Source organism: Belnapia moabensis DSM 16746 (assembly GCF_000745835.1).
In the GTDB taxonomy this organism is placed as follows: domain Bacteria; phylum Pseudomonadota; class Alphaproteobacteria; order Acetobacterales; family Acetobacteraceae; genus Belnapia; species Belnapia moabensis.
In genome coordinates this window covers 1-15,465 of the sequence record NZ_JQKB01000091.1, presented here as the reverse complement: position 1 = coordinate 15,465, position 15,465 = coordinate 1, and the positions used below count along the sequence as shown (strand labels likewise).

Genomic DNA, 15,465 nt, shown 5'->3' with positions numbered 1-15,465 from the left:
GAGGCCACCAATGAACGCTCCAGCCACGCTTCGGCTACTAGGCCCCCGATTAGCAGTACGCCCCAAAGCGGCAAGCTGATGACGATGGCCAACGCTGCCGAGGAAGGCCAGTAAGCGTTCGGCAACCCGAAGAACCCAAGCACCTCGCCGGGGGTAAGGCTCAGCAGGAGGTGCAGCGGGAAGGCGAGAAAGCGCACAATGAACAACAGCATCTCATGAATAGAGATGCTGCCGTTGCCATCACTATCCCAAGGTTCAGTCACGGCAACCCAAGCTGCAATCAGCGCGAAGCCAACTCTGACAATGAACCAGAATGAATGATGAGACCGCTGCATATACTGCTTCGGAGGAGTTCCTGAATGTCGGGGTTGCTCTGTGGCCATGCCCCTCCGCGGCCGAGTCTGCGCCACCTAAAGAAGCCACCAGATCAGGCTGCTAATCTCAGCCGCTACGGTAAGCATGATAACCAATAGGAAGCTGCGCTCGCTGCAAGCTCCGCGCAGGCCACTATCACCCTGGTTGATGTTGTTCATCATGATCTCGCCTCGCCCGATTTCAAACAGGCAGTTCACGATGCCTTCTCATCGCGGCGCGGCGGCAACAAATTTCTCGCCATAGTAATCACGAGTTTTGATAAAACATTTCAGGAAGTGACTTATCTTCCTGTCATTTGCCGATGGGTAGGCGCCTCCTGCCCCAGCAACCATGCTGCTGACACGCACCGTCCAAATGCCGACACCGCGCATTGAGACCTCTGCGATTCTCCCAAGATGATTGGTGCCGTGGACTGGCCCACGCTGGTCAGGTGTGCCGCGACTGATGCTCGGGGCCACGCTAGGGACAATGCCGCAGTCATCCGCCTGATTGTCAGCAGCCTGAGCCAGATGATGGAGCGGCTAAATACCTGTCTCGACAATCATGCCGAGAGTTACCCGCGAGGATATCCCGTGCGCTACCACGAGATCGTACAACGCCCAGCCACTATCGCCAGCCACCCATTCGTTGCCGATGTCCTCCTCGATCAGGGTGACTTTGCACAATTTGAGCAGGCCATGGAGAACCGGCAAGATGTCCGACTTCTGGCGAGGATCGATCGAGATGACCGTTACCTCGTCCATCTCGGATGTTCATCGGCAGCGGTGAGGCGGACTGTTCAGACCGCCTTGGGCTGATGGGCTAACCGTCGTCGAGCGTGAAGCCGATCTTGAGCGTCACTTGGTAGTGCCCGACCTTCCCGTCCTTTACCTCGCCGCGGACTTGGACCACCTCGAACCACTTGACGTTGCGGACAGTGGTGGTGACCCGGGTAATTGCATTCTGGATGGCGTCGGAGACGCTGGTACCAGAGGTACCGACAAGCTCCACTAGCTTGTAGACGTGCTCAGTCATGATGGAGTTATCCCGCGCTCCGGAGAGGTCAATCCAGGGGGCGCTTACCAATCCTGCACCGCCTAGGCCACGTGGTACAACGGACGCCTGCGCTGTGATCGGCTCGGTCGCCCTGGCCTGACCTGACTTCGGCGTCTCGAATTTACAAGTAGGTGACTTGGCTAGCAAAAACCGGGAAACTAGGGGCGCGTGGCACCACGCCCGGGGCGGCCCCAGCGCTTTGGTGCAGGGGGTGGGCTGGCCGGGGCCGGCAATGGGGATGCCCCTGATCTGCGGCGGGATGGCGACGCCGCCAGAACGTCCCTGCCGCGGGTCATGATCACCGCCGCACCACCTAGGCGCAGGATGCGCAGGATTTCGGTGACGATCTCCGCGCAGGTCGCCGAATAGAGCACGTTGAGCATGTTGAGGCAAACGATGGTGCCATAGAGGCCGCTGGGGATGGCGGCGCCGCTCTGGAAGGTCGGGACAATACCCGGCTGCGGGTAGGGCTCCAGGCTGTCAGCGCCGATCGCGGCAGCGCCCAGTCCGCGTCCAGCACCACAGTCGAGGGTCCGACTTGGTGGCACACACAGCGCTGCTTCCAGTGCCACAGTGGCCTTGCGGTAGGTCGGAGTGGTGGTGGCGATCTGGGTGCGGCGGGAGTTCGCCGCCGGGGGAGACGGGACGCAGGCTGACATCCCGTATATAGCCGTCGCGGTCGAACACCGGAAGCTCCCCGGCATCCGACTGAGGCGGAGCCACTGTTTTGTGACGCTCTGTAGGGTTTCATGACGACTAGTTGCGGTATAGTATTGAAGACAGGAGCCTCGATGCATGCTACGCTCGTATCGCCGTCGGCTCGGCCGAGGGTGACCGGGTGCTCGATCCTTTTGCCGGTGCGGGGACCACCGGGCTCATCGCAGAGCAGATGGGGCGCGACGCCACGCTGATCGAACTCAATGCCGATTATGCCGAGATGGCCAGGGTGCGGCTGGCCTCGACCTCCTGATGCTGCCACTCCGCTCGATCTCCCGGAGTGTAACCTGGGCAGACGGTGGCAGGGTGCGCCGCAGGTACGCCTTCCAGGGCTCCTCAGGACGGCGCTGGTGGGGGTAGTCGCGCTCGGCCTTGGTGAGGGCCGCGATGAGGGCGTCAGCCGCCTGGGCGGCTTTCTCGGCGCGGCGCATCAGTAGGTGTGGTCCAGGCCGGCATAGGCGCGGAAGCGCCGCACCGCTGCCGCGGGGTAGAGGTTCGGAGCCCGTTCCGCAATTTTGAGGAGGAAGGTGACCTTCTCCTGCTGGCTCCGGCCACTCCCGGTGTCCCGTTCCAGCAGGTCGATCATGAGATTCACGACGATATCGACCCGACTGCCACCCTGCTGGGAGCGGGGAGGGGCCTGTTGAGTGACGGGTGGTGGGGCTGGTCCCCGGCTATTGCCGACCGCCTCTCCTGAGCCAGTTGCCGGCCTTGCCGCTACAGCGGCGCTGAAGCGGGCGAACGCGGCCTGAAGTGCGTTGGCCTCCTTCCGGTCAGCCCCCATGGCCTTGGCCATCTCCCGCTGCTGCCGCGGGTCGAGGGGCGCAGCCCCGGAAGAAGACAGGCCATTTGTATGCTTGTAAGTTTCAGTCCGAGAACTGGACTTACGCTGTGCGCAGGTCGAAACCAGCGCCTCACGCAATCGGCGGACCCTCGCGCGCAACTGCCAGACATAGACATTCGAGGAGCGTGGCGAGAGGTGGCCGGGCCGGACTTCCCGATGAGCGCGCATCACCCGGCGGTAGACTACCACCCCGGTCAGCCGTTCGATCACGCGGATGGCCGCCGCCACGAGAGAGCGCGGACGGTTGGCCCGACGAGCGATGGTCTCGTAGCTGAAGCTCGCCCGGCCGGTCTCGAAATGGGTGAGGTCGAGCATGGCCCGCAGCACGTCGCGGAAGCCGGCCGTCAACGGCCCGGCGCGATTCTGACCCGGCTCCCGAAGCCGGGCGCTTAGCTGCTCGGTCTCGTAGAGCAGAATGGCAGCCTGGGTGCCGTCGCGGATCGCCCCCTCGGGGATGGTCATGACGGTCGGGCGCCAGTGGTAGGCGACCCGGCGTGCATCGGCGGCGGGGCGGCGGAACAGGATATCGGCAATCGGCAGCCCATCGGGCGCCGTTAAGGAATCGCAGTAGGGCTGGGATGGCCCGGATGGGGCAGGGTTGGGCACAGCGTCTCTCCCGCGGAGAGGCCGCTTCACCATCGGAACGAATCAGAGTTTGGACACACGCATCCGTGCGCAAGTAGGCCTTGCGTCACACGGAGCGCTTGAAGAGGATGGGGATGCGAAGACCCAGCCTCGGTTTCTCTGATCTGCCTCGGCAGTGAAAGAAGCCGAGGTTTTTTCGTTACGGAGTCTTCATGCTTGGGGATGCATTCCTATGCGACATTGGTTCGTCTCCTAGCTACGAACCGGTCCGACAATGAGGAAGGCGGGGATGCCGGGGGCGAGCTGCACCTCGACCTCCACCGGCATGGCTTCGATGCCGGAGAAGGCGAAGGTGGTGATGCGGGCGATGGTCATGCGCCCGTGAGACTACATCATTCCGAATTCATATTAAACCGCGATGGCGAGGGCCTGGCGCCAGAGGCGGAGGAAATTGCCGGACCAGAGCAGGCCGAGCTCGCGCTCGCCATAGCCGCGATTCGCCAGCGCCGCGGTGAGGCCCGGCGTCTCGGCGGCGTTCTGCCAGCCCTCGACGCCGCCGCCGCCATCGAAATCGGAGGAGAGGCCGACATGCTCGATGCCGATTCGGCGGATGGCATGGTCGACATGGTCGGCCATGTCCTCGACGCTTCCGGGGTTGCGCCCGCCCTCGGGTGTCGGGCGGAGGAAGGCGGGGACGGCGGTGATCTGGACGAGGCCGCCGACCGCCTTCAGCGCGTCCAGCTGCTCGTCGTCGATGCCGCGCGGATGGTCGTGCAGGGCGCGGCAGGCGGTGTGCGTGGCGACGATGGGCGAGCGGGAGAGCTCTGCCGCCTGCAGCATGCCGGACTTCGCCACATGCGAGACATCGACCATGAGGCCGGCGGCGTTCAGCGCGGCGATGGCCTGGCGGCCGAGGGCGGAGAGGCCGCCATGCTCAGTGGGCGCGTCGCCCAGGCGCTTCTGCGGGCGGGCGCTGTCGGAGAGGTCATTGTGGCCGTCATGCGTCAGCGTCAGGTAGCAGGCGCCGAGTGCGCGCCAGCGGGCGGGGGCTGAAAGGTCGCGGCCCATGGCGTAGCCATTCTCCACGGCAGAAAGCACGGCGAGGGCGCCGGCGGCGTGGCAGGCTTCCAGCTCGTCCGGGGTCGTGCAGAAGCGGTGGGCGGCGCCGTCGGCGCGGTCGCGGATGTGACGGAGCATCGCCTCGGCGCGCTCGGCGGCGGCGGCGTGGCCGGCTTCGTCACGCTTTCCCTGGCCGACATAGGCGATGAAGATCGCGGCGTTCAGGCCGCCGCGCTGCATCTTCGGGAAGTCGACGCGCATCGGGCCTTCCGCCAGCGGGTCGGGCGGGTCGGGCCAGCGGATGTCGACATGGGTGTCGAGGGTCAGCATCAGGCGGCGCCCCAGCCGGTGAGGAAGCGTTCGAGCAGGCTGCCCATGACCTCCACATTGTAGCCGCCCTCCTGGATGATGGCGGTGGGCAGGCGGAGGCCTGCGATGTCGGCGCCGGCGCGGGCGAAGCCATCGGCCGTGACCTTCAGGAGGCCTAGCGGCTCGTGCTCGCTCGGGTCGAAACCGAGGGAGACGACCAGCGCCTCGGCGCCGAAATCCCGCGCCGCCGAGATACCGGTGGAGACGGCGTCCAGCCAGGCGGCGTCGCCGGAGCCGGCGGGGAGGGGGAGGTTGCGGTTGGTGCCCGCGGGGCCGGTTTCCTCGGCATAGCCCGTGAAGAAGGGATAGTAATTCGACGGGTCGCCATGGACCGAGACGGTTAGCACGCTGGCATCCTCCCAGAAGATGCCTTGGGTGCCGTTGCCGTGGTGGCTGTCGATGTCGAGGACGGCGACGCGCTTGGCTCCCGCCTGGCGCAGCGCGGCGACGGCGATGGCGGCGTTGTTCAGGTAACAGTGGCCGCCGGCGCGGGCGCGATAGGCATGGTGGCCGGGCGGGCGGCAGAGGCCATAGGCCTGGCGGCCGGCGGCGGCCTCAGCAGCGGCGGCGAGGGCGACGCCGGCGGCGGCGTGGATCGCCTCCCAGGAGCCGGCGCCGATCGGGCAGGAGGTGTCGGCCGTGTACCAGCCGGCCTGGCCGATGATGCCGCCCGGGCGGCGGCCGCCATTGGCGAGGGCATCGCCTGTCGCATGGGTATTGCCGACGACCTCTTCGCCCGGATTCGGCAGCTGCTGCCAGGCGGCGTAGGCGCCTTCGAGGAAGTCGAGATAGTCTGGCGCGTGGACGGCTTCGAGCGCGGCGCGGGCGGGCGCTGCGGCCGTCTCCGGCGGCAGGCCGAGGCGGCCGAGGGCGGCGAGCAGCGCCTCGGCACGGGCCGGCACCTCGAAATTCGGGCGGAGCTGGCCGCGCTGGAGGAAGAAGCGCGGCGTGTGCCGCATCTGGTCGGGGTGGGAGAAAGCGCGCATGCTGTGAGGCTAGCAGCGGATACGTCCTTGTCCATGCGCCGAACGGGCCGTTAGCATGCGCACAATTCACCTGGGAGATCATAATGACCGTATCGCGCCGTGGCCTGCTGGCCGCGACCGCCGCTGCGCCTGTGCTCATGCGGGTGCAGGACGCCCTGGCCCAAGGCATCGCACCGCGCCGGGGCGGGACGCTGACGACGATTCTCACGCCGGAGCCGCCGGTGCTGCAGATCGGCGTCAACAACCAGGGGCCGACGCTGGTGGCGGCGGGTAAGATTTTCCAGGGGCTGCTGAGCTTCAGCCCGACACTGGAGCCGATCCCGGTGCTGGCGAAGAGCTGGACCATCAGCCCTGACGGCAAGGAATACGTCTTCAAGCTGCAGGAGGGCGTTAAATTCCACGACGGCCATCCGATGACGGCCGAGGATGTCATCTTCTCCATCATGAAATTCCACTTCGAGGTGTCGCCGCGGGCGCGCGCCATCTTCGCCCTGATCGACAAGGCGGAGGCGCCGGACCCGCTGACGGTGCGGATCACGCTGAAGCAGCCCTTCCAGCCCTTCCTGCTGATGTTCGACAACAGCGCCTGCGCCATCGTGCCGAAGCACCTGTTCGACGGGCAGGACTACCGCACGGCGCCGGCGGTGCAGCGGCCGGTGGGCACCGGGCCCTTCCGCTTCGCCGAATGGCAGCGGGGGAATTTCATCCGGCTCGAGCGCTTCGCCGATTACTGGAAGCCGGGGCAGCCTTATCTCGACGCGATCATCTACCGCATCGTGCCTGACAGCCAGAGCCGGCGGCTGGCGCTCGAGACCGGGCAGGTGGTGCTGACCCAAGGCAGCGACATCGAGCCCTTCGACGTGCCGGCGCTGCGGGCGCGGCCTAACCTGGAAGTCTCGACCAAGGGCTGGGAGTATTTCTCGCCGCTCGCCTGGATCGAGCTGAACCATCGGGTGAAGCCGCTCGACGACGTGCGGGTGCGGCAGGCGATCAGCATGGCGCTCGACCGCAACTTCATCACCCAGCGGCTGTGGTTCGGTGTCGGCAAGCCGGCGACCAACCCGATCGCCTCGACCACGCGTTTCCACGATGCGAGCGTGAAGATCGCCGGGTATGACGTGAAGGCGGCGGCGGCGCTGCTGGATGCGGCGGGGCTGAAGCCGAATGCGCAGGGGGTGCGCTTCACGCTGAAGCACCTGACGCTGCCTTATGGGGAGGTCTGGTCGCGGCTGGCCGAGTACCTGAAGCAGTCGCTGCGCCAGGTCGGCGTCGCGCTGGAGTTGGAGAGCACGGATGCCGGCAGCTGGGCGCGGCGGGTCGGCGCGTGGGAGTACGAGACGACGATCAACTTCGTCTACCAGTTCGGCGACCCGACGCTGGGCGTGGAGCGGACCTATGTTTCCACCAACATCCAGAAGGTGACCTTCACCAATACCGGCGGCTATGCCAACCCGAAGGTGGACGAGCTCTTTGCCACGGCGCGCAATGCGGCCGATCCGAAGGACCGGCAAGCGGCCTTCAGCGCGGTGCAGAAGATCCTCTGCGAGGAGGTGCCGCAGATCTGGCTGATGGAAATGGCTTTCCCGACCATTCACGACAAGAAGGTGCGCAACGCCATCACTACCGGCCTCGGCGTGCATGGCAGCTTCGACGACGTCTTCCTGACCGCCTGATGGAGGCCTCGAAGCTGCCCGGCTTCCTGCTGCGGCGCGGGGTGAAGGCGGCGATCGTCGTGCTGGCGATCGTCATCTGCAATTTCCTGCTGGTGCATGCAGCGCCTGGCGACCCGGCGAGCGTCATCGCCGGGCAGTCGGGCGCGGCGGATGCGGTCTTTCTCGAACAGCTTCGGCGGCAGTTCGGGCTGGACCAGCCGCTCTATGTGCAGCTCTGGATCTACTTGAAGAGCGTACTGTCGCTCGACCTCGGTTTCTCGCACCGGCAGCAGGCGCCCGTCGCGCAGCTGGTGCTGGAGCGGCTGCCGGCGACGCTGTTGCTGACGGGGGCGGCCTTCGCCTTCGCCCTGGCGGCGGGGGTGACGCTCGGGGCGCTGGCGGCGCAGCGGGTGGGGCGATGGGCGGACAGCGTCATCACCGTCATCGCGCTCACCTTCTATGCGACGCCGCTCTTCTGGGTCGGGCTGATGCTGGTGCTGATCTTCTCGGTCTGGCTGGAATGGCTCCCGAGCTTCGGAATGTCGAGTGTCGGCGTCGAGATGCATGGGCTGGAGGTGGTCTGGGACGTGGCGCAGCACCTGCTGCTGCCGGCGCTGACGCTCGGGCTGTTCTACCTCGCCGTCTATGCGCGGCTGACGCGGGCGACGATGCTGGAGGTGGCCGACCAGGATTTCGTCAAGACGGCGCGCGCCAAGGGCGTGCCGGAGGGGCGCATCCTGCGCGCGCATGTGCTGCGCAACGCGCTGCTGCCGGTCATCACCTTCGCCGGCATCCAGGCGGGGCAGCTGCTCGGCGGCTCGATCCTGGTGGAGACGGTCTTCGCCTGGCCGGGTATCGGTCGGCTGGCCTTCGAGGCGCTGCTGGCACGGGACTATCCCGTGCTGCTCGGCGTCTTCTTCTGCACCAGCGTCATGGTCGTGCTGTTCAACCTGCTGACCGACATGCTGTACGCCATCATCGATCCTCGGGTGGAGGTTGCGGGTTGAGGGATTTCTGGAGGCGCTTCCGGCGCAACAAGGGCGCCGTCGTCGGCCTCGTCATCCTGCTGCTGGTGGTGCTGCTGGCCGTGACGGCGCCCTGGCTCTATCCCGCTAGCCCATGGGACATGGCGGGCGCGCCTTTCTCGCCGCCGGGTGAGATGGGGATGCTGCTCGGCACCGACAGCCTCGGGCGCGACGTGGCGGCGGGCATCGCGCATGGGGCGCGCATCTCACTACTGGTTGGTGCGGTCTCGACCGCGGCGGCGCTGCTGGTGGGCGTGACGCTCGGAGCGGTGGCCGGCTATCTCGGCGGCTTCGCGGATGACGCGGTGATGCGCTTCACCGAGTTCTTCCAGACCATTCCGAGCTTCGTGCTTGCGATCCTACTGGTGGCGATCTTCACACCCTCCATCGGCTCGGTGGTCTTCGCCATCGCCATCGTCTCCTGGCCGCCGGTGGCGCGGGTGGTGCGGGCGGAGTTCCTCTCGCTGCGAGGGCGGGAATTCGTTCAGGCCGCGGAGGTGCTGGGCAAGTCGCGGCTGTCCATCGTGCTGACGGATATCCTGCCGAATGCGCTCTCGCCGATCGTCGTGCTGTCTTCGCTGATGGTCGCCTCGGCGATCCTGCTGGAGAGTGCGCTGAGCTTCCTCGGCCTGGGCGATCCGAACCTGATGACTTGGGGCTTCCTCATCGGCTCGGGACGCAGCGTCATCCGCCTGGCCTGGTGGATGAGCGTCTTCCCGGGCATCGCCATCTTCCTCACCGTGCTGGCGCTGAACCTGGTGGGGGAGGGGCTGTCCGATGCGCTCAATCCCCGGCTGGCGCGGCAGCGGGGAGGGGCGGCATGAGCCTGCTTCGGGTTGAGGGGCTGACGGTCGCCCTGCCGCCGGGCGGCGACCGGCCGCATGCGGTGGAGGATGTCTCCTTCCATGTCGATGCGGGGGAGATCCTCTGCATCGTCGGCGAGAGCGGCTCGGGCAAGTCGATCAGCGCCAATGCGGTGATGGGGCTGTTGCCGAAGGGGCTGCCGGTGCGGTCCGGGGCCATCGGCTTCGAGGGCCGCGACCTGCTGTCGCTGGCGCCGGAGGCGATGCGGAAGCTGCGCGGCGAGCGGCTGGCCATGATCTTCCAGGAGCCGATGACGGCGCTCAACCCGCTGATGCGCGTCGGCGACCAGATCGGCGAGGTGCTGCGCGTGCATGGCAGCGGGGCGGATGCGGCGCGGCGGGTGCCGGAGCTGCTGGCGGCTGTCAACCTGCCCGATCCTGCGGCGATTGCGCGGAGCCATCCCTTCCGGCTATCCGGCGGGCAGCGGCAGCGGGTGATGATCGCCATGGCCCTGGCGCTGGAGCCGGCGCTGCTGATCGCCGACGAGCCGACCACCGCGCTCGACGTCACGACGCAGATGCAGATCCTGCGGCTGATCCGCGAGATCCAGTCGCGGCGCGGCATGGGCGTGCTGTTCATCACCCATGATTTTGGCGTCGTCGCCGAGATCGCCGACCGGGTCGCGGTGATGCAGCGCGGGCGAATTGTCGAGCAGGGGCCGGCGAGCGAGGTGCTGAACCGGCCGCAGCATCCCTATACGCGGGCGCTGATCGCGGCCGTGCCGCATGGGGCGGCAGAGGCGCGGGCGACGATCGCCACGGCGCCGGTGCTGGAGCTGCGCGGGGTGGAGAAGACCTATCGCCGCGGCGGGTTCTTCGGCGCACGGGCGGTGGTGCGGGCGGTCCACGACGCCGATTTCACCCTGCGGCGGGGCGAGACGCTGGGGCTGGTCGGCGAGAGCGGCAGCGGCAAGTCCACCCTGGCACGCTGCGTGGTGAAGCTGGTAGAGCCGGAGCAGGGGACGATCGCTTATCACGGAACCGACCTGCGGCCGCTCTCCCGCGCGGCCTGGAAGCCCTATCGTCGGCGCATCCAGATGGTCTTCCAAGACCCCTACGCCTCGCTCAACCCGCGCCGGACCGTGGGCGACACCATCGCCGAAGGGCCGGTGACCCATGGGGAGCCTCGCAGCAAGGCGCTGGAGCGGGCGCGGGAGCTGCTGCGGCTGGTCCAGCTCGACCCTGGGGCGATGAACCGCTATCCGCACGAGTTCAGCGGCGGGCAGCGGCAGCGGATCGGCATCGCCCGTGCGCTGGCGATGGAGCCGGAGCTGCTGATTGCCGACGAGCCGGTCTCGGCGCTCGACGTCTCGGTGCAGGCGCAGGTGCTGGCGCTGCTGGCGGAGATCCGGGCGCGGCTGGGGTTGACCATGCTCTTCATCACCCATGACCTGCGCGTGGCGGCGCAGATCTGCGACCGGGTGGCGGTGATGCAGCGCGGGGCGATCGTCGAGCAGGGGCCGACCTCGGAGGTCTTCGCCGCGCCGCAGCACGCCTATACCCGGCAGCTACTGGACAGCATCCCGGGAAGGGGCTGGACTCCGCCCGAACTCTAGGGGGATGCCATGAGCCAGACACTCGATCCCGGCGCGCGCCGGGCAATCCTCGACGCCGTCGATGCGCTGCGCGACGAGAGCGTCGAGACGCTGAAGCGGCTGGTGCGCTGCCCCTCGACCCTCGGCAACGAGCAGTCGGCGCTGAACGAGATGGCGCGGATCTATGAGGGGCTCGGCCTCGCGCCGCGGCGGGTGCCGACGGTGCCGGCGGAGCTGGCCTCGCATCCGGGCTTCTCGCCGCCGCTGATCTCCTATGAGGGGCGGGACAATGTCGTCGCCCTCCACCAGCCGCGGGAGCGGCGGGGGCGCAGCCTCACCTTGCAAGGGCATGTCGACGTGGTGCCGGAGGGCGCGGCCGATATGTGGGCGACACCGCCCTACGAGCCGGATATCCGCGACGGGCGGATGTATGGCCGTGGCGCCGGCGACATGAAGGCGGGCATCGTCTCCTACGTCACCGCCTTCAAGGCGATGCGCATGGCGGGCCTGCAGCCGGCGGCCGAGGTGCAGATGCAGTCGGTGATCGAGGAGGAGTGCAGCGGCAATGGCGCGCTGGCTGCCATGCTGGCGATGCCGAAGACCGATGCCGTGATCATCCCGGAGCCGGGGCCGGGGCTCGATGCGCTCTATACCGCCGAGGTCGGCGTGGTCTGGGCCTGGGTGACCGTCTCCGGACGGCCGGCGCATGTGCGCGACATGCAGGCGGGGGTGAACGCCATCGAGGCGGCGACGATCATCGCCGGCGCCTTCAAGGAGTACGAGCGGGAGATGAACGATGGGTCGCGTATCCATCCCGCCTTCCGCGGCGTGAACCATCCGGTCAACGTCAATCTCGGCACTATAGAGGGGGGCGAGTGGAATTCCTCCGTCGCCACGCGCTGCCGCATCGGGCTGCGCGTCGGGGTGATGATGGGCTATACGGCGGCGCAGACGCGGGCGGATATCGAGCGGCTCGTCGAGCAGGCGAAGCAGCATGAGCGGCTGCGCGGCGCCGTCGTGAAGCTGGAGTTCAAGGGCTTCATGGCCGATCCCTGCGTCTTCGACACCGATGCGGAGATCGTCAGGCTCGCCCGCCGCTCCTATGCAGAAGTGACGGGCGGGAGCCTGCGCGACTATCCGGCGACGGGGCTGACCGACGGTCGCTTCTTCACGCTGTACCAGGACACGCCGGTCGCCTGCTTCGGACCGGATGCAGTCGACATTCACGGCATCGACGAGAATGTCGGGCTGGAGAGCATGCACGGCATCACCCGCACCATCGCGCTGGCCATGGCCGAGTGGTGCGGCGTCGAGAAGGTATAAGGCGATGTCGGCATCGAACCTCCCGCTCTCCGGCAGCAGGCTCTGGGAGAGCCTGATGGAGATGGCGAAGATTGGCGGTACGCCGAAGGGCGGCTGCAACCGGCAGACGTTGACCGACCTCGATGCCGAGGGGCGGGCGCTGTTCCGGCGCTGGGGCGAGGCCTGCGGGCTGACGCTCAGCGTCGACCGGCTGGGCAACATGGTGTTCCGGCGGGAAGGGCGGGACCCGACACGCGCGCCGGTCGCCATCGGCAGCCATCTCGACACCCAGCCGACGGGCGGCAAATTCGATGGCGTGCTCGGCGTGCTGGCGGGGCTCGAGATCATGCGGGCGCTGCACGAGGCGGGTGCCGAGACTGAGGCGCCGCTGCTGCTGATCAATTGGACCAATGAGGAAGGCGCCCGCTTCTCGCCGCCTATGATGGGCAGCGGCGCAGCCATGGGCATCTTCACCGAGGAGGAGGTTCTGGCCAAGCGCGCGGCCGACGGCGCCGTCTTCGGCGAGGAGCTGCGGCGCATCGGCTGGCAGGGCGAGGCGGATCCGGCGGAGCTGCGTAAGGTCGCTGCCTATCTCGAGCTGCATATCGAGCAGGGCAAGCTGCTGGAGGATGCCGGGCTCGATGTCGGCATCGTCACCCATGCGCTGGCGCAGAGCTGGTTCGAGGTGACGGTGGAGGGCGAGGATGCGCATGGGGGCTCGCCCATGGCCGGGCGGCGGGATGCGATGATGGCGGCGGCGCCGCTCATCGCCGCCGTGGAGGAGATCGCGCTCGGGACGCTGGCGCCGGATGGCGAGCCAGGGCGCGGGACGGTGGGTGTGGTCGAGGTCTATCCGTCCTCGCGCAACGTGGCGCCGAGCCGCGTCTTCTTCAGTGTCGATTTCCGACACAGCGACCCGGACGCGCTTGCCCGCATGGGCGAGGCGCTAACGGCGCGGGGTGCGGAGGTCGCGGCGGCGCGCGGCGTAAAGGTGGCGGTCGCGCCCTTCTGGCATTCGCCGCTGACGGCCTTCGATGCGGGGCTCGTTGGCCATGCGCGGGCGGGGGCGGAGGCGCGTGGGCTCCGCTACCGGGACATGCCGACCGCCATCGGGCATGACGCGGTCTACATGGCGCGGCGCGTGCCGACGGTGATGGTCTTCACGCCCTGCCATGGCGGGCTCTCGCACAACGAGGCGGAGAGCATCACCCCCGAATGGGCGACGGCCGGGTTGCAGGTGCTGGCCGATGCCGCCATCGCCGCGGCCAATGCGAAGGAGTGAGGGGCATGCGCATCGCCATCGGCGGCTTTCAGCATGAGAGCCATTCCTTCGCCCCGCTGCCGACGGGCTGGGGCGAGTTCGTCCGCCCCGGCGGCTTCCCCGGATTGCAGCGCCCGGCGACGCTGATCGAGACGCTGCGGCCGACCTCCGTCCCTTGCGCCGGCGCCATCGAGGTGGCGGAGGCGGAAGGGGTGACGTTGGCGCCGCTGACCTGGTGCTTCGCCAATCCGGCGGGGCCGGTGACGGCGGAGGCCTTCGAGCGGATTTCAGCACTGATGGTAGGCGCGCTCTCCGATGCCCTGGAGGCGGGGCCGCTGGATGGCATCTATCTCGAGCTGCATGGCGCGATGGTCGCGGTTGGCTTCGACGATGCGGAGGGCGAGCTGCTGCGCCGCATCCGCGCCGTGATCGGGCCGGAGATGCCGCTCACCGTCAGCCTCGACCCGCATGCCAACATGACGCGGGCGATGACGGAGATGGCGGATGCGCTGGTGCCCTATCGCACCTATCCGCACGTGGACATGAAGCCGGCCGGCGCGCAGGCGATGCGGCTGCTACTGGAACGCATCCGCCGCGGGCGGCCCTGGGCCAAGGCCTTTGCCGAAGTCGATTTCCTCATCCCGCTCACCATGCAATGCACGCTGGTGCCGCCGATGTCGGCGGTGCTGGAGGAGCGGGAGCGGCTGGCGGCCGAGCATGGCGCGGCCGAGCTGGCCTTCTGCTTCGGCTTCCCTTACGCGGATTTTCCGGGCTGCGGCGTCGCCATTGCCGGCTATGCCGAGAGCCAGACGGTGGCGGATGCGGCGGTCGCCGGGCTGAAGGCCTATATGGATGCGCATGAGCCGGAGTTCGCCGGCGGCGTCGCTCCGGCGGCGGAGGGCGTGGCACAGGCCATCGCCATCGCGCGTGATGCCGCGAGGCCCGTCGTCATGGCGGATACCCAGGACAATCCGGGCGGCGGCGGGCATGGCGATACCACTGGGCTGCTCGCCGAGTTGATCCGGCAGGATGCGCAGGGGGCGGTGCTCGGCCTCATCAACGATGCGGAGAGTGCGGCGGCCTGCCATGCGGCGGGCGTTGGCGCCGCGCTGCCGCTCTCGCTCGGCGGCAAGAGCGATGGGGCGCCGCTCGCCGTCACCGCCACGGTGGAGGCGCTGACGGATGGGCGCTTCGTCTGCACCGGGCCGATGGGGAAGGGGAATCCAGCCGATCTCGGACCGACGGCGCTGATCCGCGTCTCCCAGGGCGTGCGGGTGATCGTCGTGACGCGGAAGATGCAGGCGCTCGATCAGGCGCTCTTCACCCATATCGGCGTGGAGCCGCGCGAGCAGAAGATCCTCGCGCTGAAGTCGAGCGTGCATTTCCGCGCCGATTTCCAGCCGATCGCCGAGCAGGTGCTGGTGGTCGCCGCGCCCGGGCCGGTGGTGGCGGATCCGGCTACGCTGCCCTTCACCAATCTCCGTCCGACGCTGCGGCTGCGGCCGGGGGCAAATCGCTGATTATTGATGCGGCCCTCATTGTCTTGATCTGATTGACTGGGGATCCAAGTTCGCGGGCATGAGGCACGTGGACATGCGCAAGCTGCCCGCGGCGGCTCAGGAAGAGCGCCGGCGGCAGGTGGTCGGGCTTCGTCAGCGCGGCCTGACCTTTCGGGAGATTGCCGAGCAGGTCGGGCTGAGCCGGACCGGGGTGATCAACATCTGCCAGCGCTTTGCAGCTGAGGGCGCGAAAGGGCTGGTCGGCAAGCCGCGCGGCCGCAAACCCGACGAACAGCGCCTGCTGGATACGGCCCAGGAAGCTGAGGTGCAGACGCTGATCCGCCGTCACACGCCGGAC

The 15,465-nt window shown here is 67.9% G+C and carries 17 protein-coding genes; 9 read left to right on the top strand and 8 right to left on the bottom strand.

The features are described 5' to 3' along the window. The 4 genes from EP26_RS35460 to EP26_RS26070 all read right to left on the bottom strand — a co-directional run. The coding region (locus EP26_RS35460) for a hypothetical protein (RefSeq protein ID WP_157033799.1) at window positions 1-335 on the bottom strand (335 nt) is incomplete at its 3' end. Between the two features lie 75 nt (window positions 336-410). Then, window positions 411-572, bottom strand: coding sequence for a hypothetical protein (locus EP26_RS35455; RefSeq protein ID WP_157033798.1), 162 nt, complete (start codon window positions 570-572; stop codon window positions 411-413). A 324-nt stretch (window positions 573-896) separates the two neighbouring features. Further along, window positions 897-1,118: a hypothetical protein gene (locus tag EP26_RS26075; RefSeq protein ID WP_043343174.1), complete on the bottom strand. Its 222-nt coding sequence runs from the start codon at window positions 1,116-1,118 to the stop codon at window positions 897-899. A 58-nt stretch (window positions 1,119-1,176) separates the two neighbouring features. After that, window positions 1,177-1,389 carry a dodecin gene (locus EP26_RS26070; protein ID WP_043343173.1) on the bottom strand — a complete coding sequence of 71 codons (213 nt, stop codon included), beginning with the start codon at window positions 1,387-1,389 and terminating at the stop codon, window positions 1,177-1,179. 781 nt (window positions 1,390-2,170) lie between these two features. On the opposite strand from EP26_RS26070, the gene EP26_RS38325 reads away from it, so the two are divergent. Beyond that, entirely contained in the window at window positions 2,171-2,380 is a 210-nt protein-coding gene (locus EP26_RS38325) for a DNA methyltransferase (protein WP_084112994.1), read from the top strand. 177 nt (window positions 2,381-2,557) lie between these two features. On the opposite strand, the gene EP26_RS26065 is transcribed toward EP26_RS38325, so the two are convergent. From EP26_RS26065 to EP26_RS26055, 4 genes are all read right to left on the bottom strand, one after another. Continuing rightward, entirely contained in the window at window positions 2,558-3,577 is a 1,020-nt protein-coding gene (locus EP26_RS26065; protein WP_157033797.1) for a hypothetical protein, read from the bottom strand. Between the two features lie 231 nt (window positions 3,578-3,808). Continuing rightward, entirely contained in the window at window positions 3,809-3,931 is a 123-nt protein-coding gene (locus EP26_RS35450) for a hypothetical protein (protein WP_408735116.1), read from the bottom strand. A gap of 33 nt (window positions 3,932-3,964) precedes the next feature. Beyond that, the gene (locus tag EP26_RS26060; protein ID WP_043343168.1) at window positions 3,965-4,945 is read right to left on the bottom strand and encodes a dipeptidase; all 981 of its coding nucleotides are present in this window, start codon (window positions 4,943-4,945) and stop codon (window positions 3,965-3,967) included. Next, on the bottom strand, window positions 4,945-5,970 hold the full coding sequence (locus EP26_RS26055) for a histone deacetylase family protein (RefSeq protein ID WP_043343166.1): 1,026 nt from the start codon (window positions 5,968-5,970) through the stop codon (window positions 4,945-4,947). The genes EP26_RS26060 and EP26_RS26055 overlap by 1 nt, the downstream gene beginning before the upstream one ends. Window positions 5,971-6,053: 83 nt before the next feature. Here EP26_RS26055 and EP26_RS26050 point away from each other — a divergent pair, with 83 nt between their 5' ends. From EP26_RS26050 to EP26_RS26015, 8 genes are all read left to right on the top strand, one after another. After that, window positions 6,054-7,643, top strand: coding sequence for an ABC transporter substrate-binding protein (locus EP26_RS26050; RefSeq protein ID WP_043343163.1), 1,590 nt, complete (start codon window positions 6,054-6,056; stop codon window positions 7,641-7,643). Further along, window positions 7,643-8,629 carry an ABC transporter permease gene (locus tag EP26_RS26045; RefSeq protein WP_043343161.1) on the top strand — a complete coding sequence of 329 codons (987 nt, stop codon included), beginning with the start codon at window positions 7,643-7,645 and terminating at the stop codon, window positions 8,627-8,629. Before EP26_RS26050 ends, EP26_RS26045 begins: the two co-directional genes overlap by 1 nt. After that, on the top strand, window positions 8,626-9,471 hold the full coding sequence (locus EP26_RS26040; protein ID WP_043343159.1) for an ABC transporter permease: 846 nt from the start codon (window positions 8,626-8,628) through the stop codon (window positions 9,469-9,471). The genes EP26_RS26045 and EP26_RS26040 overlap by 4 nt, the downstream gene beginning before the upstream one ends. Next, the gene (locus tag EP26_RS26035) at window positions 9,468-11,066 is read left to right on the top strand and encodes an ABC transporter ATP-binding protein (protein WP_043343158.1); all 1,599 of its coding nucleotides are present in this window, start codon (window positions 9,468-9,470) and stop codon (window positions 11,064-11,066) included. Before EP26_RS26040 ends, EP26_RS26035 begins: the two co-directional genes overlap by 4 nt. Before the next feature lie 9 nt (window positions 11,067-11,075). After that, entirely contained in the window at window positions 11,076-12,368 is a 1,293-nt protein-coding gene (locus tag EP26_RS26030; RefSeq protein ID WP_043343156.1) for an ArgE/DapE family deacylase, read from the top strand. Window positions 12,369-12,372: 4 nt separating this feature from the next. After that, entirely contained in the window at window positions 12,373-13,629 is a 1,257-nt protein-coding gene (locus EP26_RS26025) for a Zn-dependent hydrolase (RefSeq protein WP_043343155.1), read from the top strand. 5 nt (window positions 13,630-13,634) lie between these two features. Further along, window positions 13,635-15,128, top strand: coding sequence for a M81 family metallopeptidase (locus EP26_RS26020; RefSeq protein WP_043343152.1), 1,494 nt, complete (start codon window positions 13,635-13,637; stop codon window positions 15,126-15,128). Between the two features lie 73 nt (window positions 15,129-15,201). After that, window positions 15,202-15,465 (top strand): helix-turn-helix domain-containing protein (locus EP26_RS26015; RefSeq protein ID WP_211259558.1); only part of this gene is annotated, 264 nt, incomplete at its 3' end.